The 12,196-nt window shown below is 59.6% G+C and carries 12 protein-coding genes; 10 read left to right on the forward strand and 2 right to left on the reverse strand.

All coding sequences use genetic code 11. The features are described from left to right. Positions 1–4: 4 nt before the first annotated feature. Entirely contained in the window at positions 5–361 is a 357-nt protein-coding gene (locus ACWKWE_RS18140; RefSeq protein ID WP_166593200.1) for a DUF427 domain-containing protein, read from the reverse strand. Positions 362–675: 314 nt separating this feature from the next. Between ACWKWE_RS18140 and ACWKWE_RS18145 the strand changes: the two genes are divergently transcribed. Both ACWKWE_RS18145 and ACWKWE_RS18150 read left to right on the forward strand, forming a co-directional pair. After that, positions 676–2,346 carry an MFS transporter gene (locus tag ACWKWE_RS18145; RefSeq protein ID WP_483851276.1) on the forward strand — a complete coding sequence of 557 codons (1,671 nt, stop codon included), beginning with the start codon at positions 676–678 and terminating at the stop codon, positions 2,344–2,346. Beyond that, complete coding sequence (locus ACWKWE_RS18150; RefSeq protein ID WP_166593198.1) at positions 2,343–3,527, forward strand: HlyD family secretion protein; 1,185 nt, start codon at positions 2,343–2,345, stop codon at positions 3,525–3,527. Before ACWKWE_RS18145 ends, ACWKWE_RS18150 begins: the two co-directional genes overlap by 4 nt. 243 nt (positions 3,528–3,770) lie before the next feature. Here the strand turns inward: ACWKWE_RS18150 and ACWKWE_RS18155 are convergent, their stop codons facing one another. Beyond that, complete coding sequence (locus ACWKWE_RS18155) at positions 3,771–4,313, reverse strand: cytochrome b (RefSeq protein ID WP_166593197.1); 543 nt, start codon at positions 4,311–4,313, stop codon at positions 3,771–3,773. Positions 4,314–5,046: 733 nt separating this feature from the next. Here ACWKWE_RS18155 and ACWKWE_RS18160 point away from each other — a divergent pair. From ACWKWE_RS18160 to ACWKWE_RS18195, 8 genes are all read left to right on the forward strand, one after another. After that, on the forward strand, positions 5,047–6,156 hold the full coding sequence (locus ACWKWE_RS18160; protein ID WP_483851277.1) for a transaldolase family protein: 1,110 nt from the start codon (positions 5,047–5,049) through the stop codon (positions 6,154–6,156). After that, positions 6,153–6,890: a sulfotransferase-like domain-containing protein gene (locus ACWKWE_RS18165; RefSeq protein ID WP_483851278.1), complete on the forward strand. Its 738-nt coding sequence runs from the start codon at positions 6,153–6,155 to the stop codon at positions 6,888–6,890. Before ACWKWE_RS18160 ends, ACWKWE_RS18165 begins: the two co-directional genes overlap by 4 nt. Continuing rightward, positions 6,887–7,612, forward strand: coding sequence for an SDR family NAD(P)-dependent oxidoreductase (locus ACWKWE_RS18170; protein WP_483851279.1), 726 nt, complete (start codon positions 6,887–6,889; stop codon positions 7,610–7,612). The genes ACWKWE_RS18165 and ACWKWE_RS18170 overlap by 4 nt, the downstream gene beginning before the upstream one ends. 35 nt (positions 7,613–7,647) lie before the next feature. After that, on the forward strand, positions 7,648–8,835 hold the full coding sequence (locus tag ACWKWE_RS18175; protein WP_483851280.1) for a hypothetical protein: 1,188 nt from the start codon (positions 7,648–7,650) through the stop codon (positions 8,833–8,835). Further along, positions 8,795–9,589 carry a class I SAM-dependent methyltransferase gene (locus ACWKWE_RS18180; RefSeq protein WP_483851281.1) on the forward strand — a complete coding sequence of 265 codons (795 nt, stop codon included), beginning with the start codon at positions 8,795–8,797 and terminating at the stop codon, positions 9,587–9,589. The genes ACWKWE_RS18175 and ACWKWE_RS18180 overlap by 41 nt, the downstream gene beginning before the upstream one ends. A gap of 20 nt (positions 9,590–9,609) precedes the next feature. Further along, positions 9,610–10,236 carry an adenylyl-sulfate kinase gene (gene cysC / locus ACWKWE_RS18185; RefSeq protein ID WP_483851282.1) on the forward strand — a complete coding sequence of 209 codons (627 nt, stop codon included), beginning with the start codon at positions 9,610–9,612 and terminating at the stop codon, positions 10,234–10,236. 126 nt (positions 10,237–10,362) lie between these two features. Beyond that, entirely contained in the window at positions 10,363–10,998 is a 636-nt protein-coding gene (locus ACWKWE_RS18190; protein WP_483851283.1) for a CGNR zinc finger domain-containing protein, read from the forward strand. Positions 10,999–11,228: 230 nt separating this feature from the next. Beyond that, positions 11,229–12,146, forward strand: coding sequence for a DUF72 domain-containing protein (locus ACWKWE_RS18195; protein WP_483851284.1), 918 nt, complete (start codon positions 11,229–11,231; stop codon positions 12,144–12,146). The last annotated feature ends 50 nt before the right edge of the window (positions 12,147–12,196 follow it).

The raw sequence follows: 12,196 nt of genomic DNA on the forward strand, positions 1-12,196 counted from the left end.
GGTTTCAGTGAATTTCCAGGGTCACCTTGTCGGGGTAGAACGCGACATGGCCCTCGATTTCCTTGACCGATGGGTAGGCCTCTTCATAGGTCCAGACGGCGTTTTCCGCTGTTTCGCCGTTGGCGCTGAGGCTGAAATAGTTGGCGTCGCCCTTGTAGGGGCAATGCGTTCGATGTTCGGTTCTAACGTAATGTTCAATCGAAATATCCGAACGGGGGATATAAATCACCGGCGGATATTTGGCTTCTTTCAGCTCCAGCGCCTTGTCGCTTTGCGCCACGCGCACGCCTTTGAATTGAACCGTAACGCGGCCTTGCAGCGGGGCGATAGTGATGGGGTGATCGGGACCCGGGATTTTCATGGCAATGACTCCTGTTGGACCGATTAAACGGCAGCCCGAATGTCGGACGCTCGGGTGCCGAGGAAGATGGGGAGTGTAATAGCATAAAACCAGGGGCAAACCGTATGTTGGTCGGATTTTTGTGGTGTTGATACCAAGGGCGTGCGGTCTTGGTTCTGCCGCGCGCAGGAGACGCCTCGGAGCTAGACTCTCCTCCCACTCACCCCCGGCCGCGAAAAACCTGCAAAACAACCTAGTCGTCACAGCATCCGGTCCATGAGTGAGTAATATCGTTCTGCCCACGGTCACAGGACTGCATTCACCAGGTCTGCTCGATGAACGACAAGTACACCCCCCACGACTGGGCGCCCCATGAGCGGCCGACAATACCGGGCTCGCCGTCCACGCCTTTGCATTCGAATCCCAAGCGATGGGCGTACGCCATCGTCGGTGTGATTGTGGCGCTGACCGGGGGGCTGGGGAACGCATTGGTGGTCGCCAACCTGCAATACCTCCAGGGTTCGCTGGGGGCGACGCAAGCGGAAATTGCCTGGCTGCCTGCGGCGTACGTCATGACCAATGTCTCGATGAATCTGCTGCTGGTGAAGTTTCGTCAACAGTTCGGTCTGCGGGCGTTCACCGAAGTGTTTCTGGTGCTGTACGCGCTGGTCACTTTCGCCCATTTGTTCGTCAACGACATCGAGTCCGCTGTCGCTGTGCGTGCGGCCCACGGTATGGTGGGCGCGGCGCTCAGTTCGTTGGGGCTGTATTACATGATCCAGGCCTTCCCGCAGAAATGGCGGATGAAGGCGTTAGTACTCGGCCTCGGCACGGCACAACTGGCGACGCCGCTGGCGCGTCTCGTTTCGGAAGACCTGTTGCAGATCGCCGAATGGCGCGGGCTGTACCTGTTCGAACTGGGGATGTGCCTGTTGGCGCTGGGCTGCGTCTTGATCCTCAAATTGCCGCCGGGGGATCGCTTCAAGACCTTCGAAAAACTCGACTTTCTGACCTTCGCCTTGCTCGCGTCCGGTTTTGCCGCGCTGTGTGCGGCGCTGTCGCTGGGGCGCATCGAGTGGTGGCTCGAAGAACCCTGGATCGGCCTGGCCCTGGCGTTTTCCATCGCCAGCATCATGGCGGGGTTGTGCATCGAACATAACCGCACCCGACCCTTGCTGATCACCCGCTGGCTGGGGAGCGGGCGGATCATCCGATTCGCCCTGGGTGTGTTACTGACCCGCATCGTGTTATCTGAACAGGCCACCGGCGCCGTGGGTTTCCTGCAAGGGATGAATCAGGGCACTGAGCAATTGCACACGCTGTACCTGTTCATGTTGCTCGGCAGCATTGCCGGCCTCTTGGTCAGCGCCCTCACCATTAACCCGCAGCACCTGTTCAAGCCACTGATCATCTCCCTGGCGCTGATGGCGGTCGGCTCGATCATGGACAGCTTTTCCACGAGCTTGACCCGAGGCCCGCAGATGTATTTCAGCCAGTTCCTGCTGGCGTTTGGCGGCACCTTTTTTCTTGGCCCGACGCTGGTGCTGGGGATCAGCGGGGTGATCAGCAACCCGCGCAACATGGTCAGTTTTTCGGTGATGTTCGGGATATGCCAGAACGTTGGCAGCCTGATCGGCTCGGCGCTCCTGGGAACGTTTCAGGTCTGGCGTGAGAAATTTCATTCGGCGCACATCGTCGAGCACGTCACGCTGCTCAATCCACAGGTGCAATCGCGCCTGCAAAGCTCCAGCGGGGCCTATCTCTCAGCGATTGCCGACCCCTCGGCGCGCACCAATCAAGGCATTCGTGCACTGGCCACGGCCGCCACGCGCGAGGCGAATACCCTGGCCTATAACGACGTGTTCATGCTGATCGCGCTGATCGCCATCCTCACGGCGATCTGGATCACGGCGCGGGCCACCTGGCTGTGGATCACCACCGAGCCGGTCGCACCGTTCACCCCTGCACAACCTTCAGCACAACCTTCCGGCGCTCAACCTTCATGACAGAATCTGAAAAGCCTTCCGGCCCTGCCTCTTCCTCTCAAACCCCCGGGCCTGCTCCGGCGCCGGCAGTCATGCCCGCGACCAGCCAGCCCCGGTCAGCGAGGATCAGGCTGGTGTCGTCCATTCTGTTTGGTGGCATCGCTCTGGCAGGCGTGCTGATCGTGCTGTACGCCTGGCAACTGCCGCCGTTCAGCAGCCCTATTGAAAGCACTGAAAACGCACAGGTGCGCGGGCAGACCACGATCATCGGGCCGCAGTTGAGTGGCTACGTCTACGAAGTGCCGGTGCAGGACTTTCAGTGGGTGAAGCAGGGCGACTTGTTGGTGCGCATCGACGATCGCATTTATCAGCAGCATCTCGATCAAGGGCTGGCGCAGTTGGGGATTCAGAAGGCCGCGCTGGACAACAACCTGCAACAGCGTCGCAGTGCTGAAGCGACGATCCTGCAGCGTCAGGCCGGTGTGGTGAGTGCCCAGGCCCAGAGCGACAAGGCGGCCGCCGACCTGCGCCGCAACTCGGCACTGGTCAGCGACGGCTCGGTGTCGAAAAGCGAACTGGACGTGACCCGCGCCGCCGACGCCCAGGCCCGTGCCGCGCTGGCCGAGGCCAAGGCGTCGCTGGAGATTTCGCGACAGGACTTGCAAACGGTGATCGTCAACCGAGGCTCGCTGGAGGCTTCGGTGAAAAACGCGGAAGCGAGCATCGAGCTGGCGCGTATCGACCTGACCAACACGCGCATCACGGCGCCCCGCGACGGACAATTGGGGCAGATTGGTACGCGTCTGGGGGCTTATGTGAACGCCGGGGCGCAACTGATGGCGCTGGTGCCGCGGCCGCGCTGGATCATTGCCAACATGAAAGAAACACAGATGGCCAACGTGCGCCTGGGACAACCGGTGAGCTTCACCGTCGATGCATTGGAAAACCGCAAAATGCGCGGCCGCGTGCAGCGCATTTCGCCGGCTGCCGGGTCTGAGTTCAGCCTATTGCCGGCCGACAACGCCACCGGCAACTTCGTGAAGATCGCCCAACGGATACCCGTGCGCATCACGGTAGATAACGATCAGGACGCTGTAGATCGCTTGCGTCCGGGCATGTCGGTGGTGGTCAGCATCGACACCAGCCAGGACGGCCCCGTGCCGCCTGACCCGGTGGACGGGACGGTGGATCAGGGCCAGTGACGTTGGCGACGATGTGCGCTGACGATGAGTGCGAGTCTAGCGCCCTCTTCGCGAATGAATTCGCGCCCACAGGGTTCGGCAGCGCCCCGCTGCTAGGGTCGAACGCGGTCTGAACTGTAGGAGCGAATTCATTCGCGAGAGGCCCGAGCAGGCGACATGCATGCATCGCCTGAACCTCTGTCTCGCGAATGAATTCGCGCCTACAGGGGACGGCAGCACCTCGTTGATGGGAGTGAATCAGGCTTACACCATCCGCCGCACGGTGTTGTCCTTGCGCACGACGTGGTGCCAGATCGCGGCGACGACATGCAGGCCGATCACGTAGTAGAAAATCGTGCCCAGCAGGACGTGAAAGTGTTCGAGGGTCTCGGCGGTCTCCTTGGAAATGGCGAACGGTGCCGGGATGGCCAGCGAGGTCAGCGGGACGGGCAGGGCGCCGCGCTCCAGCAACACCGTGAAGAGCCCCAGCAGCGGTTGAATGAACAGAAACGCATACAGCGCGTAATGGGATAACGTGGCGGCCAGACGAAGGGCACCTTCGAGCGGCGGCGTAATGCCCGGTGGCGTGTGGCGATGACGTTCAGCGATCCTGAAGAACGCCATGATCAGCACCACGATCCCCACCCAGAAATGCGTTTGCACCACAAAGGTTCGCAGGTCAGTGCCTCGGGCAAACTGACTGCGGCTAAGGATCAGCGCGTAAGCCAGCACGATCAGAATGGCCATCGCCCAATGAAACCAGCGGGCTTTGTAGCTATAGCGCTCGGTGTTTGCAGGTGTGCTCACGGTCAGGCTCCTTGGTCCAGGCCTTTTTTGCCCCGCTTTTTTTGCCGGGCTTGACGTTATGAACGTGAGGATGGCAGCAGGTTTCGCTCACCCTCAAGCCCTGTGTGCGATTTGCGCGCCGCGCCGGATGCATATCGCGAGTCGGGGTTGATTCAGGCAACATCATGACGGGCAGGATTAACGTTAAAACCGATACGTCGAGAGCCCCTTGTAAAACTTTGCGCTTCCGTTAAGTGAGCGTCATCTTTAACTGAGTGGTTTCTCATCATTAAGAGTGTTCAATAAATAGTAAGACGTGTTGCGACTGTTCTGATAAGTACCATCAATACCCTGACGCTATTTAGTTTCATCCTCGTTCGGGGATATCCAAATGAATATAAAGATCGAGGTTGAATAGTTTTGAGTTGTTAACGAGTTTTCAGATGTTTTTTATAACCATTCGTGATTAAAAAACCATCAAAACGGATTTGACAGGGCATTCGCATGGATCCATCTTTAGCTCCGACGGTTCAAAGCCCCGGACTATCAGTCTGAATAGACTGGCATTTTGCCCAGAATTCTTTGGGACCTCTTGTTGACTCACAAAAAATCGCACAAAGGACTCTACATCATGGATGTCCCTGAATTCGTTCGCCTGTTAAAACTAAGAAATATGGATTCCGAAGTGTGGTGGGACGCTTCTCCAACCGTATACATCGCGTTTAAACACACGCTGCTTATGAAATACCCGAGCATGTCCGCCGTCATTGAACAGTGGATGCCGGACGCACTCGCTACAGGCTTGAACGGCATCAGTGGCGCAACTACCAACCCTTGTTTAATTACTCAGGCTGTCTTGAGCGAGCCACGGCGATGGCGTGATTTTCTGTCCGGATTACCGGCCAGTTTCAGCGACGCCGACAAGGCCCGCCAACTCTACGACCACGTGATCACCCTCGGTGCCGCGACAATGGAGCCGCTTTGGGTCGCGTCACGTCGTCGGCAGGGCTGGTTGTCCGCGCAGATCCCCGGTGCGCAGGGGATGATCGCTGATGCGATGGTCGCACGAGGGCTGCAATTGGCCGCTCTGGCACCCAACGTCATGATCAAGGTGCCTGGCAGTGAGGAGGGCTATCAGGCCATTGAAGATTTGGTGGCGCAGGGATGTTCCATCAACAACACGTTCTGCTTCACGGTCTCTCAAGTCGCGGCGTGCCTCAAGGCCATTAACGCGGGTCAACTGCGCGCCAGGCTTCGGGGCGTCAACACCGACTCCGCGCAGTACGTGATCAGCTTCATGATCGGTCGACTCGGCGCTGAAAGCGAGTTCGAGCACCAGGCCGAGCGGCGACGGTTGCGGCTGACTGCATCGGACCGACGCTGGGCGGAAATCGCGGTTTATCAAGCCATACAGGCATTGATGCGGCGTCATCAGACACCCGCCCGCCTGCTGCTGTGCAGCCTGAAAATCGACATTGATGCCTGCGGCCGGGAACACTGCTGGCACCTGCAACGCACGGGAGCCGATACGACCCTCTACACCCTGACCCCGCAGATCATCGCGTTCCTCATTCGCCGTCAACTGCAGAAGCAGCCGATTACCCCAGCGGGTGGATGGGTGCAGATGCCAAAGCGCGTGTTGCAACGACTCATCGCGATTCCTTATTTCAATCAAGCGTACTTTGAAGGCGATCTGGCGCCCTGGCAGTTCGCCGCGCACCCGGCGTTCCGCACGGCGAGCCAATATGCCTCTGAAGGGGAGGACACGTTGCTCGCTTTCGTCAAAGGGATTGCTGCAGGGTACACCCCTCGTGCCCGGTCAATCAGCGCGCCGATGCGATTGCCCATGGAGCGTGCATCATGAATCGCATGATCGCGCTCTGGGCGCACCCTCGCTCTCGTTCAACGGCGTTGGAGCGGGTGTTTATCGAACGGGGTGATTTCGAGGTGTTTCACGAACCCTTCGCCTCCGTCGCCTTCGATGAGCAGTCCGCCATCCCCCATGACGATCTGAACTGTGGATTACCGCGCACGTATGAGGGCGTCAAGGCACTGCTGCGCTCGACCCGCCAGCGGCGCCATGTGTTTCACAAAGACATGTGCTACCACTGCCCGGACGAGTTGGGCGCCGACGCCGAATTTCTGTTGGAACAGCAGCACGTGTTCATCATCCGCGAGACCGCCCGGAGCATCGTGTCGCACTTCGCGATGTTCGAGCAGATGCCCATGGACGCCATCGGTCATCGTGCGCTCTACGACATCTTCTGCCGCGTGACCAAACTCACCGGAAAAATTCCCTACGTCGTCAATGGCGATGATCTGGCGAAACGTCCGGAACACACCGTGCGCAAACTCTGCGATCACTTGCAGCTGGAATTTCTGCCGCACGCCCTGAGTTGGGAGCCCTCCTGCCCGCCGCAATGGATGGCGTGGCGTAGCTGGCACCGGGCCGCTGAGCATAGCAGTGGCATCGTTGCTTCACCTGACACGTTCGACGATCTCCCCCTCAAGACCCACCCGCACCTGATGGCGTACTACCGCATTCACCGACCGTTTTATGAGCGCATGAACCAGTTCATGCAGCAGGAGCCTTCATGAAGAAGATCGTCATCACCGGCGCAGGGAACGGCATCGGCAAAGCCACCGCCAAGGCCTGCGTGGAGGCGGGGTATTACGTGATTGCCGCCGACAAAGACAGAGAGGGATTGCGCAGTTTGCAGAATGAAATCCAAGTGAATTACCTGGAAACCCACCTCGTCGATTTTTCGCTCCCTGACGTCTACAAGCACTTCATCGGCAACCTGTATCAGCACCACAGCGCGCTCTATGGGCTGATCAACAACGCTGGCCTCTATCACGGTAAAAGTGTCTACGACTACAGCGATGAAGAAATCGATGAGATCTGGGCCGTGAACCTCAAGTCGTTGGTCTACCTGTCCAAGGACTTTGCACAACGAGAGGTGCACGCCCCACACACCCGCAACATCATCAACATCACCTCGGTGGCTGGTGAAGTCGGCAGCATGGATGCGCTGTACGGCGCCACCAAGGCAGGCGTCATCGGGCTGACGAAAGCCAATGCCTGGAATTTCGCCCCTCGGATTCGGGTGAACGCCGTGTCGCCCGCGCTGATCCGCAATACCTCGATCCACGACCGCATTCCTGAGCCTCGCCGCAAAGAGTACGAGCGTCAGGAAGTTCTCAAGGACCCCATCGAGCCCGAAGGCGTCGCTGACGTGATCATGTTTCTGCTTTCCGATCAAAGCCGCCATCTCACGGGAAAAGTCATCGCAGTGGATAACGGGGCCTACCCGCGCTAGTCCCGGCGCAACGCAATCGCTTCTGGAGATCCATCATGCAACGCAAAAAAAGGCTGCTTATTGTCGGTGGCGGGAATCTGTGCCTGCAGATTCTGCAAATCCTCGTGCCCCGCGATCAGTTCGAATTTCACGTCGCCAGTCGCGACCCGGAAAACGTCACACGACTGAGCAATCTGGTCCGTTTGGCCGCGCTGCAACTGGACGTGCAGGCGCACGTTCAGTGCTGGAAGATGGACCTCATCGAATCGGACATCGAGCGCAATGCAGAAACCCTGGCGCGCATCAGGCCGGACATCATCCTCAACTGCGCGTCGCTGCAGTCCTGGCGGGTCATCACGCAATTGCCCAAGGCCACGTTCGAAGCCCTCGATCAGGCTCAACTCGGGCCTTGGCTGCCCATGCACCTTGCACCGGCCTACGCCTTGATGCGGGCCGTGAAACATGCGTGTCCGAAAAGTCTGGTCGTCAACGCGGCGTTTCCCGATGCGGTCAACGCCGTGCTGTACAAGGTGGGCATGGCGCCAACAGTGGGGATTGGCAACATCGCCAACCTCGTCCCGGCGACCCGTAGCGCCATTGCGCGACTGGCCCGGTGCGAACCGCAGGAAGTGAAGATCAAACTCGTGGGTCAGCATTATTTCAGCCACTACGTGCCACGTCGTGGACTGCCACCGAACGCCAGTTTCGACCTGACGTACTGGATTGGCGACAAGGAATACACCGGTTACTTCCGCACCCGGGATATTTTCGGCTGCGTGTGCGACACCTTCCGGCGACTCGGCGGGATCGACGGGCAATACCTGACAGCCATGTCGGCGGTTTCGGTGATCGAAAATCTGTTTTCCGACAACGAGGCCCATCTTCATGCGCCAGGTCCGGACGGATTGCCGGGCGGGTATCCGGTGAAAGTGGGCATGGGGCGTGTCTTGCTGGGCCTGCCGTACGGCCTCAAGCGTGAGGTCGCGATCAAACTCAACGAGATCGGTCAGCAACAGGACGGCATCGACATCATCCATGCGGATGGCTCCGTCGAGTTTGGCCGGGAGCAGATGCACGTCATGCAAACGATGCTGGGCTACTTCACGCACGAAATGAAGGTGCAGGACGCAGCGGCTCATGCCTGCGAACTGGGCCGTAAATACCAGGCGTTCGCCGATAAAATCCGCCAACAGGGAGCCAGCCATGTTACTCAACCAAGCCTCTTCACCCGTCAGGTTGGCTGATACGGCCGACGCTGATTACGCCCGTCAATACAACGCCGATTTCGTCAGCCGCTGGGACGAATTGATCGATTGGGACAAACGCGCTGCAGGTGAGGGGCATTTTTTCACCGATCTGTTGCTCGCCGCCGGGGCCTGCCGGGTGTTCGACGCGTCCACGGGCAGCGGCTATCACGCCGCCCAGTTGCGCAAAGCCTGTTTCGAAGTCACAGCCTGCGACGGCAGCCCGACCATGGTTCAGCAGGCGCGGGCCAACCTGGGACGACTCGACATCCATATTCCGGTCTACCAGAGCGATTGGGCCGATCTGAATCGTCTGCAACGAAGGCATCGGCTTGGATCATTCGATGCCGTGGTGTGCCTGGGCAGCTCGCTCTGCCACCTCTTCGACCGTGAGCAACGGATCGAGGCGCTGCGCCGCTTTCGCGGCCTGCTGAAGCCGGGGGGGATGTTGCTGATCGATCAACGAAACTTTCAGGCCATCCTTGCCGGGCACTTCACGTCATCCGGCCAGTATTACTACTGCGGCAAGACGGCGAAGGTCACCATTGGCGCGCTGCATGACTCGCTGTGTGAGTTCGTCTACACCTTCGCCGACGGCGCCCGCTATCAGTTGCGGGTGTTTCCCCTTCTTCCAGCGCAGTTGCGCAGTGAACTCAGGGCGGCAGGCTTCTCGATCCAGCAAAGTTTCGGTGATTTCAAGCGGGTCTACGACCCGATGTACGCGGACTTCATCATTCACCAGGCCATCGCCTGAAACGCCAGAGAGGCGAACTCATGAACAGTCCCCAGCATTTTTTTCCTGCGGCCACGCATTTGGTCGCCTATCCGTTTCGCTCGTTCGCGATCTCCCCGGGCGTCTCGTGCCCGCGTGTGATCTGGTTCACCGGGCTGTCGGCGGCGGGGAAATCCACCCTGGCTGACCATCTGAATCCGATCTTGCGGGCGCGCGGGTTAAACACCTGCATTCTCGATGGCGATAGCGTACGCACAGGGCTGTGTCGAGACTTGGGTTTTTCCGACTTTGATCGGGAGGAAAACGTGCGTCGGGTCGCGGAAGTCGCGGCGCTGATGGCAGATGCAGGGCTGACGGTGCTGGTGGCGCTGATTTCGCCTTCCCGCGCGTCTCGGCATCACGCCCGTTCGATCATCGGCAACGAACGTTTCGTCGAGGTGTTCGTCGATGTGCCGTTGGCGGTGGCAGAGGCACGTGACCCAAAAGGCCTGTACCGACGGGCGAGGCAGGGTGAGATTCGAGGCTTTACGGGGATCGATTCGGCGTACGAGGCGCCGGTGTGGCCAGAGGTGCACATTCGCAGCGACCAGCTTGGGGTGTGCGAAGCGGCAGCCGTGATTGACGCGTGGTTAAGGGCGCCTGAAAGGGCTGTAGCCTCCGGTTTATAGCCCTCCGGGCCTCGACGCCGTAAAAACGGTCGTACGCGCGACGTTGCTGTCACGGCTGTCAGAAAAGCCAGCGACTGCGGCCATCTCTGCCATTATTGATTGCTCAATTAATGGCAGGGGCGGGCGATGTCCATCGGTCAGTTGAAAATCAACGCCATCCGGTTGGTCGGCGGCGTGAGTGTGCTCGACTACCTGAACAGTTGCGACGGTCGGCGCCCTGGCAGCTCATTGACGGAGGTGGTAGACAAACTGTCGAACCTCGAAGACATCGTGCACTGGTTCAGGCACGCGGGTCTGATCGAGCCGGATGAGCATCAGCGATTGCTGGAGGTGGTGGGGGCGTCGTCCTGGCATACGGTCACCGCCTTCAAGGGCCTGATCGCCGTGCGCGAGTCGCTGTATCGCTTGTTCCTCGGTCTGGCGCTGGGACGTGCGGCGGATGCCTCGGCGCTTGAAACCCTGAACGTCATGCTGATCGAGACAGCGGCGCAACGGACGCTGGTGTCAACGCCGATGGGCGTGCTCTGGCGCTGGCGGGCGCTCGAAACCCTGGATGACATGGTCGCGGGCTTTACCGGGCGTCTGGCGGTGCAGGCGGCGGGATTATTGACGTCGCCGGATCTGGCGCGATTGAAAGTGTGCGCGACCCCGGATTGTGACTGGCTGTTTCTGGATACCTCCAAAAACGGGCGTCGGCGGTGGTGCCAGATGAACGTCTGCGGGGCCAAGGAAAAGGCGAAGCGGGCGGTGGGGGCAGTTTGAAGCGCTGACAGTCTTGGAGGCCGACGCATTCTGCTTCTGCCCGAAGGCCGTAGGAGAAGGCATGCCCGTTCCTCCGCTCATCGGGCGGAGGCGGTGCCAGGACAACCGTTATGCGCGCACCGGCCTGCCTCATACAAAAACCACGGAACCTGCCCGGTTCTCAAGCTTCATATCTCTTGTTCAGAGCCGTCGCGGCACCCGCCGTGAGGTCGAGCACAGAGAGCACTTGCATGAGCGATATCCGCATCGGCATATCGGGCTGGCGCTATGTGCCGTGGCGCGGGGATTTCTACCCGGTAGGTCTGGCCCAGAAAAACGAACTCAAATTCGCCTCCAGAGCGGTGAACAGCATTGAAATCAATGGCTCGTTCTATTCTCTGCAGTCGCCGGACCTTTATGCCCGCTGGTACGCCGACACCCCCAAGGGCTTCGTGTTCAGCCTCAAGGCGCCGCGCTACATCACCCACGTCAAACGCCTGAACGACATCGACGAAGCGCTCGCCAATTTTTTCGCCTCGGGCATTTTCCAGCTCAAGGAAAAACTCGGCCCGATCCTCTGGCAATTTCCTCCCAGTTTCAAATTCGACGCAGAGAAATTCGAAGCCTTCCTCAAGCAATTGCCCCACGACGGCAAGGCCGCCAAGGCCTGTGCCAAAGGCTGTGCCGCGCGGATGGAGAAGCCCGGTTACCTCGACATCCCCGCCAAAGCCCGCCTGCGCCACGCCGTTGAAATTCGCCATGAAAGCTTCGCTGTCCCAGAACTCATCAAGCTCCTGCGCACCTACAAAGTGGCGCTGGTGGTCGCCGATACCGCAGGCAAGTGGCCCTATCTGGAAGACCTGACCTGCGATTTCGTCTACCTGAGGCTGCACGGGGACAAACAGCTGTACGCCAGCGGCTACACGCCCAAGGCACTGAAACGCTGGGGCGACCGGATCGACCTGTGGCAGCACGGCTCGCAACCCGAGGACGCGCACCTCGCCGAACCCAAGGCCCCTCGGGCACGTAAATCCCGGGACATCTATTGCTACTTCGACAACGACATCAAAGTGCGCGCGCCCTATGACGCCCACAGTTTGCTGGAACGTTTCGAGCTGACCGCCGATCTGGAAGTCGCCCCCGGCGATCTGCAAGGAGTGACGTTTTGACCCGTGCCTTGAACCCTGAAGACATCGCCAGCCGACGCCAGGCCGCGTCA

This window comes from Pseudomonas salicis (assembly GCF_057128705.1).